Origin of the sequence: Candidatus Megaera polyxenophila, assembly GCF_029982035.1 — a bacterium.
GTDB classification, from domain to species: Bacteria; Pseudomonadota; Alphaproteobacteria; order Rickettsiales; family Rickettsiaceae; genus Megaera; species Megaera polyxenophila.
Window position 1 is genome coordinate 13,162 of sequence record NZ_CP104168.1, and the last position, 20,486, is coordinate 33,647.

Annotated in this window: 24 protein-coding genes and 5 pseudogenes; 17 read left to right on the forward strand and 12 right to left on the reverse strand. The window is 34.7% G+C overall.

The genetic code is table 11. The features are described 5' to 3' along the window. Positions 1–123 precede the first annotated feature (123 nt). Positions 124–663, reverse strand: coding sequence for a recombinase family protein (locus tag N3Z16_RS10345; protein WP_341850354.1), 540 nt, complete (start codon positions 661–663; stop codon positions 124–126). A gap of 50 nt (positions 664–713) precedes the next feature. Continuing rightward, positions 714–983, reverse strand: coding sequence for an integrase core domain-containing protein (locus N3Z16_RS10350; protein ID WP_282487271.1), 270 nt, complete (start codon positions 981–983; stop codon positions 714–716). A 215-nt stretch (positions 984–1,198) separates the two neighbouring features. Between N3Z16_RS10350 and N3Z16_RS10355 the strand changes: the two genes are divergently transcribed. Beyond that, on the forward strand, positions 1,199–2,236 hold the full coding sequence (locus N3Z16_RS10355; protein ID WP_282487272.1) for an IS630 family transposase: 1,038 nt from the start codon (positions 1,199–1,201) through the stop codon (positions 2,234–2,236). On the opposite strand, the gene N3Z16_RS10360 is transcribed toward N3Z16_RS10355, so the two are convergent. Genes N3Z16_RS10360 through N3Z16_RS10375 form a run of 4 tightly spaced genes read right to left on the reverse strand, consistent with a single transcriptional unit; the run spans position 2,193 to position 3,149 of the window. Next, positions 2,193–2,423, reverse strand: a complete 231-nt coding sequence (locus N3Z16_RS10360) for a hypothetical protein (RefSeq protein ID WP_282487273.1) — start codon at positions 2,421–2,423, stop codon at positions 2,193–2,195. The genes N3Z16_RS10355 and N3Z16_RS10360 overlap by 44 nt on opposite strands. After that, positions 2,398–2,664, reverse strand: coding sequence for a hypothetical protein (locus N3Z16_RS10365; protein WP_282487274.1), 267 nt, complete (start codon positions 2,662–2,664; stop codon positions 2,398–2,400). Before N3Z16_RS10365 ends, N3Z16_RS10360 begins: the two co-directional genes overlap by 26 nt. Positions 2,665–2,718: 54 nt before the next feature. After that, positions 2,719–2,895 carry a type II toxin-antitoxin system PemK/MazF family toxin gene (locus N3Z16_RS10370; RefSeq protein WP_282487275.1) on the reverse strand — a complete coding sequence of 59 codons (177 nt, stop codon included), beginning with the start codon at positions 2,893–2,895 and terminating at the stop codon, positions 2,719–2,721. Next, on the reverse strand, positions 2,880–3,149 hold the full coding sequence (locus N3Z16_RS10375; RefSeq protein WP_282487276.1) for a ribbon-helix-helix domain-containing protein: 270 nt from the start codon (positions 3,147–3,149) through the stop codon (positions 2,880–2,882). The genes N3Z16_RS10370 and N3Z16_RS10375 overlap by 16 nt, the downstream gene beginning before the upstream one ends. Before the next feature lie 281 nt (positions 3,150–3,430). Here N3Z16_RS10375 and N3Z16_RS11550 point away from each other — a divergent pair. Both N3Z16_RS11550 and N3Z16_RS10380 read left to right on the forward strand, forming a co-directional pair. Continuing rightward, a pseudogene (locus tag N3Z16_RS11550) lies at positions 3,431–3,598 on the forward strand (site-specific integrase); the annotation flags it as partial. Next, positions 3,599–4,012, forward strand: a complete 414-nt coding sequence (locus N3Z16_RS10380; RefSeq protein ID WP_282487278.1) for a tyrosine-type recombinase/integrase — start codon at positions 3,599–3,601, stop codon at positions 4,010–4,012. A 43-nt stretch (positions 4,013–4,055) separates the two neighbouring features. Here N3Z16_RS10380 and tnpA (N3Z16_RS10385) read toward each other — a convergent pair whose 3' ends face one another. After that, the gene (gene tnpA, locus N3Z16_RS10385) at positions 4,056–4,493 is read right to left on the reverse strand and encodes an IS200/IS605 family transposase (RefSeq protein ID WP_282485546.1); all 438 of its coding nucleotides are present in this window, start codon (positions 4,491–4,493) and stop codon (positions 4,056–4,058) included. A 6-nt stretch (positions 4,494–4,499) separates the two neighbouring features. On the opposite strand from tnpA (N3Z16_RS10385), the gene N3Z16_RS10390 reads away from it, so the two are divergent. The 8 genes and pseudogenes from N3Z16_RS10390 to N3Z16_RS10425 all read left to right on the forward strand — a co-directional run bounded on the left by N3Z16_RS10390 (position 4,500) and on the right by N3Z16_RS10425 (position 10,837). Continuing rightward, positions 4,500–4,838: a tyrosine-type recombinase/integrase gene (locus tag N3Z16_RS10390; protein ID WP_282487279.1), complete on the forward strand. Its 339-nt coding sequence runs from the start codon at positions 4,500–4,502 to the stop codon at positions 4,836–4,838. Beyond that, entirely contained in the window at positions 4,831–7,074 is a 2,244-nt protein-coding gene (locus N3Z16_RS10395; protein WP_282487280.1) for a Tn3 family transposase, read from the forward strand. Before N3Z16_RS10390 ends, N3Z16_RS10395 begins: the two co-directional genes overlap by 8 nt. 86 nt (positions 7,075–7,160) lie before the next feature. Then, the gene (gene tnpA, locus N3Z16_RS10400; protein WP_282485546.1) at positions 7,161–7,598 is read left to right on the forward strand and encodes an IS200/IS605 family transposase; all 438 of its coding nucleotides are present in this window, start codon (positions 7,161–7,163) and stop codon (positions 7,596–7,598) included. 74 nt (positions 7,599–7,672) lie between these two features. Beyond that, a complete protein-coding gene (locus N3Z16_RS10405) occupies positions 7,673–8,173 on the forward strand; it encodes a Tn3 family transposase (protein WP_282487299.1) in 501 nt (166 codons plus the stop codon). Further along, entirely contained in the window at positions 8,167–8,322 is a 156-nt protein-coding gene (locus N3Z16_RS10410) for a hypothetical protein (RefSeq protein WP_282487281.1), read from the forward strand. Before N3Z16_RS10405 ends, N3Z16_RS10410 begins: the two co-directional genes overlap by 7 nt. A gap of 9 nt (positions 8,323–8,331) precedes the next feature. Then, positions 8,332–8,775: an IS200/IS605 family transposase gene (tnpA, locus tag N3Z16_RS10415; protein WP_282485655.1), complete on the forward strand. Its 444-nt coding sequence runs from the start codon at positions 8,332–8,334 to the stop codon at positions 8,773–8,775. Positions 8,776–8,957: 182 nt separating this feature from the next. After that, positions 8,958–9,245: pseudogene (locus N3Z16_RS10420) on the forward strand (ATP-binding protein); the annotation flags it as partial. A gap of 323 nt (positions 9,246–9,568) precedes the next feature. Continuing rightward, entirely contained in the window at positions 9,569–10,837 is a 1,269-nt protein-coding gene (locus tag N3Z16_RS10425) for an ATP-grasp domain-containing protein (protein ID WP_282487282.1), read from the forward strand. A 225-nt stretch (positions 10,838–11,062) separates the two neighbouring features. Here N3Z16_RS10425 and N3Z16_RS12115 read toward each other — a convergent pair. After that, positions 11,063–11,194, reverse strand: a pseudogene (locus N3Z16_RS12115) (IS256 family transposase); the annotation flags it as partial. A gap of 616 nt (positions 11,195–11,810) precedes the next feature. After that, complete coding sequence (gene tnpA / locus N3Z16_RS10430; RefSeq protein ID WP_282485546.1) at positions 11,811–12,248, reverse strand: IS200/IS605 family transposase; 438 nt, start codon at positions 12,246–12,248, stop codon at positions 11,811–11,813. Between the two features lie 61 nt (positions 12,249–12,309). On the opposite strand from tnpA (N3Z16_RS10430), the gene N3Z16_RS10435 reads away from it, so the two are divergent. Continuing rightward, positions 12,310–13,080, forward strand: coding sequence for a Mu transposase domain-containing protein (locus N3Z16_RS10435; RefSeq protein WP_282487283.1), 771 nt, complete (start codon positions 12,310–12,312; stop codon positions 13,078–13,080). A gap of 35 nt (positions 13,081–13,115) precedes the next feature. Then, positions 13,116–13,547, forward strand: a complete 432-nt coding sequence (gene tnpA / locus N3Z16_RS10440; RefSeq protein WP_282487285.1) for an IS200/IS605 family transposase — start codon at positions 13,116–13,118, stop codon at positions 13,545–13,547. 91 nt (positions 13,548–13,638) lie between these two features. Here tnpA (N3Z16_RS10440) and N3Z16_RS10445 read toward each other — a convergent pair. Then, positions 13,639–13,770 (reverse strand): annotated as a pseudogene (locus N3Z16_RS10445) (IS200/IS605 family transposase); the annotation flags it as partial. 399 nt (positions 13,771–14,169) lie between these two features. Between N3Z16_RS10445 and N3Z16_RS10450 the strand changes: the two are divergent. After that, complete coding sequence (locus N3Z16_RS10450; protein WP_282487286.1) at positions 14,170–15,594, forward strand: carotenoid oxygenase family protein; 1,425 nt, start codon at positions 14,170–14,172, stop codon at positions 15,592–15,594. A 112-nt stretch (positions 15,595–15,706) separates the two neighbouring features. On the opposite strand, the pseudogene N3Z16_RS10455 reads toward N3Z16_RS10450, so the two are convergent. Further along, positions 15,707–15,931: pseudogene (locus tag N3Z16_RS10455) on the reverse strand (DDE-type integrase/transposase/recombinase); the annotation flags it as partial. 186 nt (positions 15,932–16,117) lie between these two features. On the opposite strand from N3Z16_RS10455, the gene N3Z16_RS10460 reads away from it, so the two are divergent. Next, positions 16,118–16,480: a hypothetical protein gene (locus tag N3Z16_RS10460; protein ID WP_282487263.1), complete on the forward strand. Its 363-nt coding sequence runs from the start codon at positions 16,118–16,120 to the stop codon at positions 16,478–16,480. A 76-nt stretch (positions 16,481–16,556) separates the two neighbouring features. On the opposite strand, the gene N3Z16_RS10465 is transcribed toward N3Z16_RS10460, so the two are convergent. Further along, positions 16,557–17,174, reverse strand: coding sequence for a recombinase family protein (locus N3Z16_RS10465; RefSeq protein WP_282487287.1), 618 nt, complete (start codon positions 17,172–17,174; stop codon positions 16,557–16,559). Between the two features lie 135 nt (positions 17,175–17,309). Here N3Z16_RS10465 and N3Z16_RS10470 point away from each other — a divergent pair, with 135 nt between their 5' ends. Then, positions 17,310–17,840 (forward strand): DUF4158 domain-containing protein, encoded by a 531-nt coding sequence (locus N3Z16_RS10470; RefSeq protein WP_282487288.1) that lies wholly within the window; start codon positions 17,310–17,312, stop codon positions 17,838–17,840. Positions 17,841–17,908: 68 nt separating this feature from the next. Further along, entirely contained in the window at positions 17,909–20,452 is a 2,544-nt protein-coding gene (locus tag N3Z16_RS10475) for a Tn3 family transposase (RefSeq protein ID WP_282487289.1), read from the forward strand. The last annotated feature ends 34 nt before the right edge of the window (positions 20,453–20,486 follow it).

The window sequence follows — 20,486 nt, forward strand, 5'->3', positions numbered from 1 at the left end:
ATGTAAAAGTATAAAAGTAGTTATCTATTTTAATAGACAACTACTAAACTATTAAACTTTATTTTTTATCAATCATTAAGGCCTTCTAGCCACAAACCCTCCAAATTTCCGACAAAGTGTTTGTTAAGTGGTTTGTAATTTTTTCTTTAAGTTTCTCTTGTTAATATAAGTATTAAGTGCAATGTGGTTGGTATATTCAAGCACACTAGAAATTTTACGGACGGAAAGACCATAGTCCAATAATTCTTTGATTTTTTCTGCATGTTTATCAAATTTACTTTTTTGAATTGTTCCTTTCGGTTTTCCTAAAATTTGTCCTTGTCTTTTCTTGGAAGCCAATGCTTCTTTTGTTCTCAGGCTGATTAAGTCTCGTTCTAACTCAGAAAACAATGAGAAAAGCGTCAATGTAACCTTTGAATTTATGTCTTGTTGGCTGATATCTAAGTTTTGTTTCAAAACGATAACGCGAATATTACGCTTCGCCAAAGAGTTCACTATGGTAATAACCTCTGTAGTGCTTCTTCCGAGTCGGCTGAGTTCGGTAACAAGCAATATATCACCGTCATTTAACATACCCAGCAGTTCATCAATACGCCTTTGTTTACTGCTCTTTCTTGATGAAATGGTGATTTCGATAAATTCGTCAATATAAGGTGGCCCAATTTGTCTAGACTAAAAATCAGAAATTATGAGATATAATTTGCGTTATAATTTTAGCCAATAATTTTTGTTAAATACACCTGTTCTGGAGTTAAATATTCCAAGGATTGGTGCATCCTTTTACTATTATAAAAAGTTATGTAATCTGTTATAGCATTTTTTACCTCCTTGACAGTATTTAAAATTATCAAATATATTTTTTCTTGTTTTAATGAACGCCAAAATCTTTGAATAAATACATTATCTAAAGCCCTACCTTTACCGTCCATGCTAATCTTGATTTCACGTTTAACAAGTTCGTGAATGAAATTTTTTGACGTCAATTGAGAACCTTGATCGGTATTAAAAACCTCAGGTTGACCGTGCTTTTCTAGGGCTTCTTCTAGTGCGTCGATGCAAAAATCACTTTCTAAGCTAATAGAAACCTTCTAGCTCAGAATATAACGGCTAAACCAATCAATAATGGCTACTATTAACCGACCAATTAAATACCCGACATAACTATTGCCAAGAAGGAAGGAATTTGTATAATGCAATAATGTCAAAAAGTGAAGATTTTAGGAAATTATCAATAAGCGCACAAGCGTCGATGAGAAAGATTGCTCTAAAACTAGTAAAAAGAGGAGAGAGTCAATCGTCGGTAGGTGAATTAATAGGAGTGAGTCGCCAGACAGTAAATGAATGGGTAAGGAGGGAAAAGAGAGGCGACAAGTACGCAATTAGTGGGAAGTTAAGAGGTAGAAAGATAGGAGAGAAAAGGCTTATAACCGAAGATCAAAGTAAAATAATACAAGGGTACGTAAATATCTCTAGACCAGAAGATCACAATATCAAATCAGCATTATGGTCAAGAAAATCAGTTAATGCACTCATCAAAAAACATTGTGGATTTTTTCTTCCCCTAAGTACAATAGGCGAATATTTAAGAAGATGGGGGTATACTGCACAAAAGCCAAAGAAGTTAGCATATGAGCAGCAACCCAAAAGGGTTCAATTTTGGTTAGATGAAGAATATCCGTCAATAGCCAAGCAAGCAGAATATGAAAAGGCAGAAATACATTGGTGCGACGAAGTAGGGATAAAACAAGAGTGTCAGGTATTACAAAGCTATCCTTTAAAAGGAAAAACCCCTGTTGTGATTCATAAATCGAAGAGATTTAGCATAAACATGATATCCACTGTTACAAATAACGGTAAGCTAAGGTTTATGCTGTACGAAGAGACACTAAAAACAAATGTATTTATAGAATTTTTATGGAGGTTGGTAAAATACTCCAAGAAAAAAATCTTCTTAATCCTAGATAATCTCAAGGTTCATCATAGCAAAAAAGTACAAATATGGACTCGGAAACATAAAAAGAAAATTTCTTTATTTTTTCTGCCTCCGTATACTCCGCAACATAATCCGGATGAATATTTAAACAACGATTTAAAAAGAAATGTAAATAGGAAACATATACCTCTTACAAAATTTGAACTCCAAGGGAATTTAAAATCTTACCTAAGGACTCTGCAAAATAACCCAGAACATATCAAAAGATTATTTCAGGCGAAAGAAGTAAAATATGCCGCCTAAGTCGGGTATTTAATTGGTGGATTAATAGATATACAAATCCTTGTGCCATTCTAATATAAGTTATATCGGTGCTCCATACCTGATTTGTCTTAGTAATTTCAACGCCTTTTAAAAGATAAGGATATACCTTATGAGCTTGGTTGCGCTTGCTTAAATTCATTTTAGGATAAATGGCTTCTATTGACATTATTCCGTAATAACGACTTACCGCTTTGCGACCAATAACAATTCCAAACGGGTACAAGATGCTTGGACATTCTTCTGGACCCGAAATACGGATGCTCTGTATAGATTTCATCAATTACTTTCATTATTTCTAAGTCTCTTGTAGTTATTCCTTTTGCCTTGTAATAATAAGTAGATTTATTAATTAAAAGTAGATCGCATTGCCTGCTAATAGCTAGATTTCTACAATTATTATCAATCATACTTTTCCTAGTTTCCAAGTCCAAACAATGTAGATTTTTTTCAGCCAGTCACGCTCAACGGGACTGACTACTAAGAGGACAGATGAATATAATAGGCGGCGCAGAATCGAGTATTAATTGAGAGTTTAATATAATTACTGGCCTTACTTTACCGATCTCAGCATGTTTTGCAGGGTTAAGTTTTCCTAGATAGACACCACCCCTAGTTAGTATTTCTATTTGTCCCACCATTTATCCTCTTCTTGCGGTAACTCTGTAAATAGGCTATCGATTAGTTTTTTGGATTCCTTGGAATATTTAGTAGATTGTTTCATTGCGTTGAAACTTTTTATTATTCCGAGTTCTTCTGACTTAGTTTTATAATTGTCTAGTTCGTGAATAATAGCTCTACGTATAAATTCTGTTCTTGAAACACCAAGTTCTTTGGCTACCTTTGTACTAGCTTCTGCTATAGTATCTGGTAATATAATAGAAAGATTTGTCATATTAAAAATAGTATAAATTAATATACTAAATATTATATCAAAAATAACAAAATAAACAAATAATTCTTGATTGTTAGTGTTAATTCTATTAGCTTTAAAACTGTTAGTGATGACTGATTACCATTATTAATAAATCAATTCTTATTAGCCTTAAGCTTTATGCTGGGGGTTTACTGTCATAAGTGCCCGAGGGCACAAAAGCAGTAAGTGGTTGTTTTATAATAACTGTAATCAGCCCCTAGCACCATTTTAACAAGCTAAGAGGTTGATTATGATTAGATATAAAAAATTTTTACAAGTGGTACCGAGAAATAGATTTTTCAGAAAATATCGAAAAAGTAACCCATTACCACTTAAATGCCTACAAAGATTATTTAATTCATAATCAACGAAAGAAAGCCTCCTCAATTAATAGAAATATTCAGAGTTTAAGAAATTTCTTTCAATTCATGACCGGTCAGAAACGCATCAAGAAGAATCCGTCCGAAAAAATAAAATTCCTGAGGCAGATTAAAAGAACGCAACCTAAAGCATTAACCAAGCATGAGATTCACAAACTGTTATCGGTAACTTCCCATTCGTCGCATGGGACAAAACAGCGCAATTATGCTCTTACACAACTTTTGCTACAGACAGGGATTAGAGTCGGCGAGATAGTTAACCTGGAAATGAGAGACCTAACACTATACGATAGATCAGGAGAAATAAGGATTGTTAACGCCAAGGGAGGTAAAGAAAGAACAATACCTTTAAATAGTTCAGCGAGAAAAGCTTTGCGGAATTATTTTGAAGGGAAAAAATTAGAGGAAAGAAAGGTAGTATTTTTAAGCAAACAAAATCAACCACTTTCATCTGAGAGATGAAAGTTTGATCTTTGCGACTAGAAGTCGCTTATCAAGCTAAAGCTCATTCTAGCCTAATATTTGAAGTAAAGTCGGTCTCATGAGCGTCAGTGTGTTTGTTGATATATTCGTTAATCATATCATCTGTAACATTACCGCTAGTTGAACTGAAGTATCCTCTGCCCCATAAATGTCTACCCCAGTATTTCTTTTTTAGTATCGGAAATTCTTCCTGTATTCTTTTAGATGATCTTCCCTTAGCTTTCTGAACAAATTCACTAATTTTAATATGCGGAGGAATATTTGCAAATATATGGACATGGTCGCTTGATACAACGCCATTTTCTATCTTTATACTCATTTCCTCAGCTACCTGTAACACTAGTTCCCGAACACGTTTTTTTATGTCGTAAGTAAGTACCTTATAGCGATATTTCGTTATCCATACTATATGATAACGATGATAAAAAACTGAATGTGATCTTTTGTTATAGTAAGTCATAGACTTATGATGCTACCGCATCATGGCGCATTAGACAAGCTAAAGCTTTTCCATCTGGAAGATGGAGGTTTTCACCACCAAAGGGACTATAAAAAAATGACTGTCAGAGCTGTGCAAAAGGTAATTAATAGCTTAGCAGGCAAAGCGGGCATAGAAAATATGAGCCCACACACTTTAAGACATACTTTTGCCATTAATTACTTAAGGTCAAACCCAGAGTGTTTAGTAGAGTTGAGCGCTCTGCTTGGACATGAGTCGCTTGATACTACTTCTATTTATACAGCGGCTTCAAAAGAAAGATTAGCCAATACGGTAGAAAACGCGGGACAATATATCAATGAATGAAGAAAGATTATTGCTAGAATGGCTTTTATCCGGAGAAGATACAGGATTTGTTATTGAAAAATCAAGAGGCACCACAAATAGGCTTAAATATGCGGTACAAATTTGTCATTTAAGGAATAATGGTCGTTTCGTTGAAGATTGGTCGGAAATATCAATCATAGTTTTAAACCACCTGTCCAAACAACTTGAATTGGAGCTGGTGCATAATCAACTGGCATTCAATCATAAAAGTATTGAGGTTAGAATCAGAGGCGAAGTAAAACAGTATTTGGGTTTTAAAGAGTTTGATTTTAAGAATGATACCCTGATACTCAATTTTTTAGAACAGAACCCTTTGCTAATTAGTAACAAGAATGAAATAGCTAAAGAAGTTGAGAATTCTCTTATCAAAGCAAAAATACATTTACCGTGCAAAAACCAGTTAATGAGGCATGTATATAGTAAATACGACAAGACTCAGGTAAATATTTTAGAAACTTTCGCGACAAGCATTAATGCAGTACAGCACCTGTACTTAAAGAGAATATACGAGCGCAATATTCTTTTGCCTGGGATAAAGAAGCCTATTGGTGAGGTAAATATTAAAAACATTACTCTGAAAATTGAGGTAATAGAAGAATTGCTAAAATTGAATTTGGAATCTTTGCCCTGGAAATTAATCCATCCAAGCTATTCAGAGAAGCTGGCTCAAATAATTCACAAATATGATATCGCGGCGATAAGAAGGATTAAGCCAAGTACAAAACGGGATGTTATGATGGTTTGCTATTTACATGAAAGTACCAAATCCATTATAGATGCTATGGTAGGTAGCTATGACAAACTGATAGGAGAAATAGAAAGAAGAGTCAACCGAGATTACGAAATTGAGCTCAAACAACTTAGAAACAGGGCCAGAGATAGTAGTCAGAGGGCAATATCAACCCTGAAACTGTTAAGAGATCACAAGAACCGCTCGATTGTAACCTTAGAACAGTTTTGTGAGGAACTTACAGATACGAATAATAACCTCGATGATATTATTAGTGACTGTGAAAAGGTAGAGGACTTTGAGGTTTATGGGAAATCAGAGTTAGCCCAAAGAAGATATGGCTATTTAACCAAGTTTTTACAAAGGTTCTTTGATTTAAAATTTAAATCAGCTACAGGAAGTGAAGATCTGATGACAGGCTTAAATGCCTATAGGCATTATCACAAGGAACAAAAATTTACAAAAGAAATGCCTACAGGCTTTATAGAAAACCCGTGGAAGAAAGGACTATATAAAAAATCAGGCGAACTGAACAGAAAAGCATGGGAGATAGGGTTATGCTTCGCGGTAAAAAAGGGATTAAGAACAGGGAATTTATATTTACCACAGAGCAAATATTACAGGGATTTTTGGGATCCTCTTTATAGTACACGGCAATGGAAACAGGAAAAAGCGATCCATTACAAGGAAATGAATGTACCCCAGCGGGGAAGCGATATCATAGCGAGACTAAAACAAGAGTTTTCGGAACAGCTTTACATGGCTACCAAATCATTTGGTCATGGCAATTTTGCTGAGATAAGAACCAATAGATTGGTGATACATAGAGATGATCCATTGCCGGAATCTGCTAAGGTTAAGGAGCTCAAAGGCATATTGGATTCTTATATCGAACCAATCAGAATAGAAGATTTACTCTTCCACGTTCAAAAACAGACGGGCTACGGTAGAGCTTTTAAACCAATAGAGGGGAACAAAACCAGAGATGTGATACTACCGAATATTTTAAACGCAGCAATAACGGGTCACGCGACAAATTTGGGGTTATATGGAATTAGCAGGAACTGCAGGGGTATTAGCGGTGATAAGCTGAGTTATGTCTCCAACTACTATATTAACTCGGCCAATCTTAAAAATGCCAGTGATATTCTGATCGCAGCACAACAAAATTACTGGTTAACTAAAATAATTGGGCTAGGAGAGCGTAGTTCATCAGACGGAATGAGATTCCGCACAAGTCATAAGGGCTTATACTCCTCCATGCATCCAAGATATTTTGGTGCTCTTGATAGGGGCATAACGATATACACTCATATGTCTGACCAATGCAGTGTTTTTAATACAGAAATTTTATCATGCGCGGTTAGGGAAGCGGTTTATGTATTAGACGGATTACTGGATAACCAGAATATATCTCGGCCATTTGAACATTCTACGGATACAGCCGGTTTTACGGAGGTATTATTCGCGTTATGCTATTTATAGTCCCTTTGGTGGTGAAAACCTCCATCTTCCAGATGGAAAAGCTTTAGCTTGTCTAATGCGCCATGATGCGGTAGCATCATAAGTCTATGACTTACTATAACAAAAGATCACATTCAGTTTTTTATCATCGTTATCATATAGTATGGATAACGAAATATCGCTATAAGGTACTTACTTACGACATAAAAAAACGTGTTCGGGAACTAGTGTTACAGGTAGCTGAGGAAATGAGTATAAAGATAGAAAATGGCGTTGTATCAAGCGACCATGTCCATATATTTGCAAATATTCCTCCGCATATTAAAATTAGTGAATTTGTTCAGAAAGCTAAGGGAAGATCATCTAAAAGAATACAGGAAGAATTTCCGATACTAAAAAAGAAATACTGGGGTAGACATTTATGGGGCAGAGGATACTTCAGTTCAACTAGCGGTAATGTTACAGATGATATGATTAACGAATATATCAACAAACACACTGACGCTCATGAGACCGACTTTACTTCAAATATTAGGCTAGAATGAGCTTTAGCTTGATAAGCGACTTCTAGTCGCAAAGATCAAACTTTCATCTCTCAGATGAAAGTGGTTGATTAGGTATATCTTTTCAACCCCATTTTAAGGATCTAAAAGATCAGCAGTTATATTGTTTTGATAGAAAGGCTACAAGCTATCCTGAATTATTTAGTAAAGAAAAAATAGATGAAGCTTTGATATGTGAACAATGGGATGACATAATCAGATTGGTATGTTCGCTGAAAATGGGATTAGTTAAACCTCATATAATTGTAAAAAAATTGCATGCACAGGAAACCTTTACAAAACTGGCAAAAGCATTGGTACATCTAGGCAGAATAGTTAAAAGTACATACATACTCAGGTACCTGCATGATGAAAAATTACGCTATGCGGTAAGACAACAATTAAATCGTGGGGAATCCAGGCATGCACTCGCAAGGTATGTATTTTTTGCGGATCAGGGATCATTTAAGACAAATGATTACGAAGAAATGATGAACAAAGCCAGTTGTCTTAGTTTTGTGTCAAATGCAATGGTACTATGGAATACGGAGCAAATGCAAAGGTATATGAAATGTTAAATCAGAAAGGTTTTAAAGTAGATGAAGAAGATATGGCAAGGGTTTTACCCCTATCAACAAAAAATACATTGGTGCATGGCCAATATTCTTTTAGGAAAGTAGAAGTTTTTAATCTCTTTTGGGTATATTCCCCGCCGCTTGCGGCGTAAGATGTGGGGATGAGCAAATATATACACAAGAGTCACAATGTTACTGTTTTACTGTATCACCTGGTATTTCCAGCAAAATATCGCCGAGCGGTGTTTGATGTATCGGTTGATCAAGTGCTAAGGGAAGTATGTTTAGGGATAGAAAAGAGATATCAAATAAAATTTTTAGAAATAGGAACTGATGAAGACCATGTACATTTTTTAGTACAATCTGTACCGACTTATAGCGTAACAAAAATAGTAACGATAATTAAAAGTGTTACGGCTCGTCAAATATTCAGATTATGTCCACAGGTTAAGAAACAATTATGGGGCGGAGAATTTTGGACTGATGGATATTTCACAAGTACGGTAGGTAAGCATGGAAATGAGAATATGATAGGAAAATACGTAAAAAATCAAGGCAAGGAATATAAGAAACTGCATGACGACCATCAGTTAGCTTTTTTCTAAAATTCTAAAATACCCCGCTGCTTGCGGCGGGGATTTCTTTTATTGAACTCCAACAGATAACCTGCTTTGCAGGTTACTTTAGAAAAAAGTAACTGTCAAGATAATATTAATGGGCTATTGTTCGTATAATACGCTATAGGTCTTTTTAGCAGCTATGTTGCCGATAGCCCTATACAAAAGTTGATTTATTGATCTTAGATGATTTTGGCCTAAAAACCTTATCAGCGGAACAATCATCTGATTTATATGATTTAATAGCGGCCGTGCATATAAATGCTAGTCTGATCATTACCACAAATAGGAAAATTGAAACATGGGCGGAAAGATTTTTTGATCCTGTTATGGCTAACGCTGCTTTGGATAGAATAGTTAATAATTCGTATAGAGTAGTATTAGAGGGTGATTCTTACCGAAAAAACTTTACGCCAAAATTTAAAATGGAGGATGACAATATGATACAAAAAAGTTAGTATATAGTGGACTTCTCATCTGGCACAGGGGTGGACTAGTATACCTGGCGCACAACACAAGATTATTCTTTTAATGAGGTGGTTAGTTTTAAAGCGGCATAATGCTTATTATACGATTAGATTTTCTAGAGCATAAATACGTAAAACATGATCATCCTAAAGGGATAAAGCATTTAAGTAAGATAAACTTATTGCAGGATATTTTCTATAAAAGAGAAGAAATTGACAGAAATTTGGAGTTCTAGTTCGCTTTTTCCTCGTTTCTGTAATTTAAGCCAAAATTGGCCTATATAAATTAAACGATTTAAAATTATGGAGACAGCATGAGTAATTATTTAATTTTAACCAATCCCTATAAGCAATCAGGAGAGGGATACATTAAGTATGCTAGAGAGTTAGGGTTCGTACCTATTTTGTATTTTGATGACCAAAAAGAAAATATTATCAATCAACCTTATTTCACAGGCAGTTTAAAAGACTATGTAACGTCTAATGAGTACTTGTTTATTTTTAATAGTAATGTAGATGAAGTATGCTCTTATATAAAATCAATGGGTCTAGACATAAAAGGTGTAATACCTTGTACTGAACCTGGTATATTATCAGCCAATAAGCTTGCACGGCTATTGGAATTGATCGGAAACGATCCAGATACAATAGACGTAACGAGAAATAAGTATAAAATGAGGCAGGTTTTAAAAGAGCATTCTTTAAATCATCCTAATTTTATCTACTGTAATACCATTTCCGAATTAGAAAAGAATTTTCATAAGGTGGGCTTCCCTTGCGTTATTAAAACGCCAGAAGGAGCAGGAACGAACCATATATATTTATGTAATGACATGGACACTCTGAAGGCAAAATTTAACATCATTGTTTCGCATCCAAATCTATTTAGTCAATATTCGGATTCAGCTCTAATAGAAGGCCTTATAGACGGTGACGAGTATGCGGTGGATGCAATAGCGGCTAATAACGGAATCCATATCGTTAGTATACTAAAGTATAATAAAATCAACAGGGACGGAATACACTTTCTGTACGAAACCGTTATCGGGTGCGATATTCAAGATCCGGCTTTTATAGATTTATTCCAGTATCTGCAAGAAGTAATCAAAGCTATGAATATTCGCGTTGGTTTAATTCACGCAGAATTAAAAATTAATTCAAAAAAAGAAATCCTGCTTATAGAAATAGCCTCTCGCCTATGCGGCGGATACTTACCAGAATTAATACTTAGTGCATACTCGGTCAACCTATACGTTGAAAGCATTAAGGTACTTACCGATGCAAATTATGTTTGTGCCTTAAAATACTCTCAAAGGCAACCTGCTATCGAGTTAAGTTTTCATTCTTCACAAGAAGGTCATATAATAAAAATTGAAGGAATAGACGAAATTATGAAGTTAGATTCATATATATGCCATGATATACAGGTTCGTCTCAGTCAAAAAATATACGTAACAAAAGATATGAACGGAATACCCCTAAGTGTCTATTTTGTCAATAGTTCAGTAGCACAACTTGAGCAAGATATAAAACGTGCTAAGGAATTGTTTAAATTAGTCATCAGTGAGACAAGCGAAACGTAAATGACAGCAATTCCAAATATGACTTAGAAGTCTTTAATCAAAGGATATTAAAAATTAGTTTTTCGTAGAGCAATAGACAAGAAAGTAGTAAATATTTAGAAAGCATGTAAAATAAGACCTCTATCAACGTAAGCGTAAATTTATCTTCACCTAATTAAGGATTTAAAAACCCTGGATCGATGTTTGGCTCTGTCTTTTTAAGTGTGTAAATTCAAAAATAGGCACTTAAATTCTACCCTCAAATTTTATCAAAAAATGGGCCATAGCTTTTCCCCAATTTTGAATGGGCATATTCCATTTTCGTCTAATGTAATCTATTGTCAAGTATAAAGGCTTAAAAACAGAATCATCCCTTGGATGTAAATTGTAACTAACTATTGACCCACCTAGAGCAAAAATTGTAATTAAAATTGACCCACCTAAATAAGTAACCATACCTTTAAGAAGTTAATATTTTAAATAATTTTTAAAGGAGTAATCAAGGAGTGTTTATAGTGGAATCAATCGCAAAAATACGAAGAATGTACTATGTTGAAGGTAAAGGAATTAGGACGATAGCCAGAGCCCATAATATATCAAAAAATACAGTTAAAAAAGTTATCCGTAGTGATAGACAAAATTCGAATTAACGCAACATAGCAGAAAGAAACCGGCTTTGGAGCACCATCTCGGTATACTGCATCAATTACTTGAAGAAAATAGTAAGGAACCGTTAAGACGTAGGATGACTGCTAGGAAATTATATCAACAACTTCAAGCATCGGGATATAAAAGAAGTTATGAATCAGTGAATTTGGTTACCAGAAAATTCCGCAGAGAACGGGAAGCCAAGGGTAAGCAAGTTTTTATTCCGTTAGATTTTGAGTCGGGAGAGGCGTTTCAATTTGATTGAGGTGAAGAGGAAATCAACCACTTTCATCTGAGAGATGAAAGTTTGATCTTTGCGACTAGAAGTCGCTTATCAAGCTAAAGCTCATTCTAGCCTAATATTTGAAGTAAAGTCGGTCTCATGAGCGTCAGTGTGTTTGTTGATATATTCGTTAATCATATCATCTGTAACATTACCGCTAGTTGAACTGAAGTATCCTCTGCCCCATAAATGTCTACCCCAGTATTTCTTTTTTAGTATCGGAAATTCTTCCTGTATTCTTTTAGATGATCTTCCCTTAGCTTTCTGAACAAATTCACTAATTTTAATATGCGGAGGAATATTTGCAAATATATGGACATGGTCGCTTGATACAACGCCATTTTCTATCTTTATACTCATTTCCTCAGCTACCTGTAACACTAGTTCCCGAACACGTTTTTTTATGTCGTAAGTAAGTACCTTATAGCGATATTTCGTTATCCATACTATATGATAACGATGATAAAAAACTGAATGTGATCTTTTGTTATAGTAAGTCATAGACTTATGATGCTACCGCATCATGGCGCATTAGACAAGCTAAAGCTTTTCCATCTGGAAGATGGAGGTTTTCACCACCAAAGGGACTATAAATTTAAATGAAAAGATTATTAGAGTTAAGGCGGCGAGGATAAAGCTATGTTATAGCCGCCATTCTTTGGTAGTAGTTTACCCGAACGAACAACTTGAGATGGTCATGGCGGCACATGCGGAGGCATTTAAATTTTTTGAAGGTTGTTGTCGGAAAGGTATTTATGACAATATGAAAACTGCCGTTAGCAAGATACTCGGTACAGAGCGTAAACTAAATGAGCAGTTTGCGCAAATGGCATCTCATTATTTATTTGAGCCTAGTATGTGTAATCCTGCATCTGGTTGGGAGAAAGGTCGGGTTGAAAAACAGGTAGGGAATACAAGACGTAACTTTTTTACCCCTATACTGAAGGGAAAAAGCTATGAAGACATAAATTTGCAACGTTTAGCTTGGTCTAGAAGTCATAAACACCCTGAGTTTAAAGACAGAACGATTTTTGAAGTATATGAAGAAAAGCGTGAGCATCTAATAAAATACAGGGGTGAATTTGAAGGCTATAAGCTGTACCCAACCGTAGTATCTCCTTTAAGCTTAGTGCAGTACGATACAAATATGTATAGTGTTCCTTGTGAATATGTAGGAGTTGCAGTGAATATGAAATCCTATGCGTGGAAGGTAGTAACCTTCCACGAAGGTAAGGTTATTAGCCAACATAATCGCTGTTTCCTGCGTCATCAAAAAATTTATGTAGTTAAGTGGGATAGGGTTAACACCCTCACCTTTAGGCGAACACTTTAGTATTATAAGTTACTAGAGAAGAGGAGATGTAGCTTATGGAATATAGAAAAGGTTCGCACAGGATATATGATCTGAAGTACCATGTAGTATTTTGTACGAAATACAGATACAGAGTTCTAACCGGACAAGTAGCTGATAGAACTAGAGAAATTATTAGAGAAATATGTGCGGCAAATTACATAGACATAGCAAGTGGCAGCATGAGTCCAGATCACATGCATTTACTACTGTCGATACCCCCGAGTATTCCCGTATCAAAGGCAGTACAATACATTAAGGGAAAAAGCAGTCGGAAATTACTGCAAGAATTTGAATTACTGAGAAAACGCTACTGGGGTCAACATCTCTGGGCTAGGGGGTATTTTGTTGTTATGGTTGGTCATGTGAACTCAAATGAAGTGCAAAAATACATAGAGGAACAAGAAATGCATCATAAGAGAGATGATTTTAAAATATCGGAGTTTTAGCGTTTACGCTTTTAATCCGCTTTGCAAGCGTTGACCAAACTACCGGCTTTAGCCGATAGTAATTGATCTCATATCTTTGTTAGATTTCTAGACATATCACTTTTAGCCATTCCTCAACCTCTTCGTCTTCAAATATTTTCTTTCTAAATTTTGCAGGAGCAACTATGTGATATACTAAAACCGATACATTGTGACTTTTATGAATATACTGACTTTCTACCATATAGAAATTATAAGACTTTTCTAAAACGAAGCAAGCTTCGGGGAATTAAACCCGAGAGAGATTAATTTCTGTGTCTGATGATGCTATACAAGTATTAGACTTAAGTACTGAATTTCGAGATGTAGCTCAGGTCTGGTTCGTCGGAGAGAATCACCGGATTATAATGCTCTGCCTTGCGATGATCTCTAAATACTCTACTAATACTAACTAACTGTCTTCTATTATATCAAAGTATTTCAAAATTGATGTTGACGAAGGCAAGAAAGCTAGTTACAAACTTAGTTTGCTAAACTTGCTAAAAACCAATCATAGCTCTGCTTATATATGGCATGAGTGGTGGATTTTGTCAGATAGAATATTATTAATCAAGTACATATTTTAAGAGGAGGAAGTTTTAATATGCCGAAAAATTTTAGTAATAACTATTATTATCAAAAAATTTGGGCTCCTTGGCCTTGCGAAGAAGATATAACGGATTTAGAAGTTATCGGAAAATTACCTGACTGTATAATCGGCGGGACTTTTTATATAAATGGGGCTAATCCGCATTATCCGAACTTAGATGATCCTAATCCTTTGGATGGTGACGGAATGATTTATGCCTTTAAATTTCGTGTCGACAAAACGGTTGATTACAAAAATCGTTGGGTAAGGACTGAGAAATTCAAAACCGAGGCGGTTGCCAGAAAAGCTCTTTTTCATGGAACTAATTCCAGTTTGACTGGTGGTGACGGGTTACGTTTTCCTGAAACTTTCAGCAACGCAAATATTATATGGCACGCAGGTAAACTATTAAGTTTACAAGATGAATTCATGGCTTATGAAATAGACCCGGATAGTCTGGAAACTAAGGGGCTATATCATATTGACGGTAAGCGGATTAGTTTTTGTGCGCATTCTAAAAAGGATTATCGTACCGGAGAATTGGTTAATATAGGGTATAACCTTGATGAAGACCTATCAAAAGATGCAAAACCTAGCCTTGCTTATTTCGTGATTGATAAATACGGTAAGATTTTGACTTCTGTAAGTATTCCAGTTCCATATTTATCTTTAATTCATGATTTCGGCGTAACGGAGGACTACGTAATTTTACCGATATTTCCCGAAGTATTTAATATGCATAGCACTACTTCTTCTCCATTGTATTCTTGGAAACCGGAACTGGGAACTTTTTTTGTGGTATCAAATCGTAGATACCCTGAAAAAGTGCAATATTTTAAAACTGAAACGCATGCGCTTTCTCATGTACTTAATGCGTATCAGGAAGATTCTGACATTATAGTTTTTGAAGGATATAAATACGATAGAGGATTTTTAAAGATCAACCAATGCGGATTGGCCCATTGGAGCGATCCTAATACTCCCATGCAATTATCGCGGTGGCGTTTGAATCTAAAAAACGGAACTACGGAAGAAATCAATATAGGGGCTTATCGAGGTGAATATCCAAAAATCGATGACAGATATTCTGGTCGTAAACATAGATACGGTTACTCCGCAGTGACATTAAATAACAGCTTATCGCTTGATTTATGCGACGGCTTAGTGCGGTACGATAATTGTACTAATGAAAAACAAATTTTTACGATGGGTTCTAATTACGTTTTTAGTGAGACAACTTTTGTTCCAAATTCTGAGTCTGCTTCCGAAGGTGACGGTGTGTTACTCACCTTGGTATACAATAAATATGAACACAAAAGCAGCCTTTTAATTCTTGATGCCAATAACGTTGCCAGTCAACCTATTGCGCTTATTAAAATGCCGCATCATATCCGCTATACTTTTCACGGCAATTGGATAAAGCGTACTTATCCTTTATGATACCGAAAGATGTTTTAGGTATAGTGCATGATTTTTTTTCATTATATTAATCGGTTCTGTCGCATCTGTAAATGGAGGTAGAGTAGAATTGGGAAAGGTCAGATTTTAGGCATTATGAGGCCATCAACATTTTAAAATTCTCAAAAGTGGTAGCATTATCATTAGCGCCTATAATTTGGCCTTTTTGAATTATACGAACATTTTCAATACCGGTGATAGTAATTTTAGCAGAACGACAACTCTTAAACCCAAGCATCGGCTTGGTTCGCTTCTTGATAAATCGATGATCTTGCTCAATTATATTATTAAGGTATGTGTTTTGACGAATTTCAATCTTTTGCTCTTCCGGCCGGCTTTCGTTACAACGGAAGTTTTCCCTAAAAAATCGCTGTAAGTTAGGATTCGCCTAGGAAAGAGAGTTGTTTGTTGTATATACGTAGACACGGCTAAACACAATTTCCTACTTGAGATAATTTTTGTGATTGCTATACCATGTAATAGGTTTAAATTTAGAGCTATATTTATGTACGTAGACACTGCAACATACATGAGAAGCGGAAAAACACATAAACGCTATTTGTTAAGAACTTCTTACCGAGAAAACGGTAAGGTTAAAAAGAAAACCATAGCTAGCTTATGTACTTTAACCCCCGATGAAATTTCATCATTCAAATTAGCTCTACAACACAAATCGGACTTATCGGCTCTTACTAGTATTAAAGGTGCAGAAGTTATACAAGGTAAAAGTTTTGGAGCAATAATCGTGCTTAAAGCAATAGCCGATGAACTCGGCATAACAAAAGCACTCGGCAATTCAAAAGAAGCAGTCATAGCAATGTGGGGTTCTAAGCACAAATCCCCGCCGATAAACCGTAATACTCTGTAAGCCTTTTATAATAAAGGTCTTAGACCATTTTCATGATATTAATTAAGCCATTGCAAAACTCACGTTTTTTATCCGTTTAAACCTCATCTTTTAAATTTCTTTTATTCACATAAGTATTGAGTGAAATATGATTCTTGTAACCTAAGAATTTTGCTATTTTTCTTATAGAGAGTCCAAGAGCTAAGAGTTCAATAATTTTGTTAGCATCCTTATCAAACTTACTTTTTTGTACAGTACCAACTGGCTTACCTAATACTTGTCCTTGAGACTTCTTGAGTGCGAGAGCATCTTTAGTACGCTGGCTTATTAGATCACGTTCAAGATCTGAAAACAATGCAAACAAGGTAATTGTCACTTTGGAATTCATATCATGCTTGCTGATATCAAGGTTCTGTTTAAGAATTACTACCCTGATACTTCTTGCAACTAGTTCATTAACCAGTTCTATGACTTCAGGTGTACTTCTACCAAACCTACTGAGCTCTGTTACAATCAACATGTCGGTACTAGAGAGTTTTTCTAAAACTTCTTCTATTCTTCTCTGTTTTGGAGTTTTTTTAGAAGACATTTGAATCTCAACGAACTCGTTTATCTTGAGATTATTTTTTTGTGCATATTCTAGTATTGCAAGTTTTTGATTATTTAGCTCCTGTTTATCTGTTGAGGTACGAATATAAGCTATAATTTTAGTCATTTTAGAGCCTGTTAAGTTTTAACTCTAGTTTTATATGAAAACTATACATAGTATATATACTATGTAACATATAAGATACCTACAAAATAGCAATATTTTAACGCCCGTTATGTTTTATACAAAAATTATGATTTTATGGGTACAGGCTACAAACGCATTAAGATTTTAAGTGAAGCTGAAATAAGCGATCTTTATTCTTTACCACAATTTACGTTAGAGAAAAGGATTATTGATTTTTCTTTAAACAAGCAAGAAAAACTGCTCATTCAAAAAATTCCTGATCTTCCTTCTAAAGTTCACGCAATATTGCAGCTGGGCTATTTTAAAGCAAAAGGACGGTTATTTTCTTTTAAATACCATGATGTTTTACCGGACATAGATTACATACTGACTCAATATTTTGTCATACAGGATAAATATGAAAGTATTTTACTTAAGGCAAAAAAAGAAGAAACCAACAAGAGAATTCTTGCTTTACTGAACTATAGAACTTTTGACGCCAAAACACGCAAAGAACTTGTTGAACAGGCTTTACTTTTAGTGCGTATCCATGCAAATCATATAGATATTTTTAGGGAATTACTATCCCAGATTCAAATAAAACAGATTGTCCTACCCCCGGTTACACCATATTACAGTATATCATCAGCTTATCCATCAGCATAGAGTTTAAACGTATAGAAAACATTCTCCGGGAGAATATACCAAAGGAATTTGACACCTTTTTATCCGGCATGACTAAATCAGAGTCTGCAACAAATTTGCCGACACTCAGGGTAGAACCGAAAAACTTTAAACATACAGAGCTCAAAGCAGAATGTGCCAAGTCTCTTACGTATTTAGAATATTATAAACTATCTAAACAGCTAATAGATAAATTTGAAATATCACCTAAATGTATCAGATATTACGCTAGTATCGCAGATGAGTATAATATTTACAGATTAGAGCAACTTAGCAAACCACTTAGAAAGCTTTATCTGTTATGTTACATTAATCAAAGATACAAAGAAGTCATCAACAATTTGGTTACCGGTTTGATCTATTATAATAACAACTTTATTCAGGAGGCAAACGAATATGCTAATAAGCAATTCATGCTCCATACAATTTATTATAACAATATTTTACCCAAAGTCAGCACCTTATTAAAATTTATGGGATGCGATGCAGAACAAATGGAATATAAAAGTTTCTGGCAAACTGCGTATGATATTCTGCCTAAAAATCAATATCTACCAACAGCAGAATATATTGTAGGGCAAACATTTGATTTTCAGTCTGCTAAATGGGAATTCTATGTTAATAAGGCTAAGCGTATCAAGACTAATCTTCGTATGCTATTCAGATCGATAGAGTTTTGTAGTATTAAAAAGGACGATGATTTAATGCAAGCAATATTATTCTTGAAGGATGTGTTTGATAAAAACTTGCCCTTGAACAAGGTAACTACAGATAAATTTCCTGATAAATTTATCCCCAAAAATATCAGAAAGTATCTACGCATTTCAAAAAATGATAGTATTGCTAAATCTGAAAGTACAAAACAAACAAGAATAAACTCAGACAAAGCTACTACGATCAATGCTTATCATCCTGATAAATATGAGTTTTATCTATACCAATCTATTGTAAAAGAAATTGATAAAGGAAATATTTTTTGCAACGAAAGTACCAAATACAAAAGCTTAAGTGCAGATCTTGTTTCTGATAAGGTATGGCAAAATAAAGACGAACTTATACAAAAACTGAACTACCCTAATATCGCAGTCAATATAGAACAAAGACTTGATGAGTTAGAGGTAAAACTTCATACAAAAATCCTAGAAGTGAATAGAAAAATTGCCAGTAAAGGAAACAGTTACATTAAAATAAAAGAAAGCAAGACTAAAGATGATAAAGTTGATAAGAATAGTAAAACGCACCACAAATGGCATTTAATCAATCCTACTATAGAGGAGAAAGATGACAATTTCTTTGCTGGGGTACCAAATATCAATATTAGCGAATTACTATATTTTATCAATGAACAAACCAACTTCTGTGAAGCTTTTGATCATATCAAACCACGTTATTCTAAGCAAAAAGCTGATGACGAAGGAATCATTGCGTGCATTGTAGCCAACGGGTTTAGCTTTGGTACTTATCGCATGTCGCGAAGTTGTGATATAAGCTATAGTACTCTGAGTAATATAGAAAAAAACTTTTTGAGCCTAGAGAATTTACGAGAAGCTAACGATATTATCAGTAACAAAATAGCAAGTCTGAAAGTTTTTAATTCGTGGAACATTTTGCCAAATAAATTACTGGCTGCAGTAGATGGTCAAAAGTTTGAAACAAGGCTAGATACTATGCAATCTAGATACTCTCCAAAATATTTTGGCTTAAAAAAAGGTATTGTCCCTTTTAGTATGGTGCTCAACCATGTACCGATCAATTGCAAGATTATTGGCGCTAATGAACATGAGAGCCATTATACCTATGATATTATATATAATAATACTTCTGAAGTGGAGCCAGACGCGGTATCAGGAGACATGCATTCAATTAACAGAGTCAATTTTGCTGTGCTTGATTCCATAAGTAAATTATTTATGCCAAATTTTTCTGATCCAGAAGAACAAGTTAAAAGTCTCAGGAGCATGAAACATTTGGCCTTTTATAAAGACTGCTTTATCAAACCTACTAAACTCGCCAATAGAAAACTTATAATAGAGGAATGGGAAAATATTCAAAGGATTTTTGTATCACTTGCTATCCAAGAGTCAACACAAGCTACAATCATAAGTAAGTTGTCATCTCATAAAAGATATAGCAGAATTAAAATAGCCCTTTGGGAATATGATTCAATACTGAAAAGTATCTATTTACTGGATTTTATAGATGACGAAATAATGCGGAGTCAAATCCGTAAAGCTTTAAACAGGGTTGAGTCTTACCACCAGCTACGTAAAGCTATAGCAAAAGTGCATAGTGGAAAGTTCAGAGGACAGACTATTTTAGAGAATGAGGTATGGAATCAATGCTCTAGATTACTAGCAAACTCTATAATATTATACAATGCAATTATACTAGATAAACTACTTGCAGAGTGCATTGCACAAGGAAATATAGAAGGAATAAACTATTTAAACAGCATCTCACCAGTAAGGTGGGAACACATAAACTTTATCGGCAAATATGTATTCCTACAAGCAAAAAGTACAATAAATATTGAGGATATAATTGCACAGTTACAAAAGAACCTCAAAACAACCTTTATACACCTAGAGATATAAAGTATACAGGGCATTTTGGTTTATCGGCGGGGAT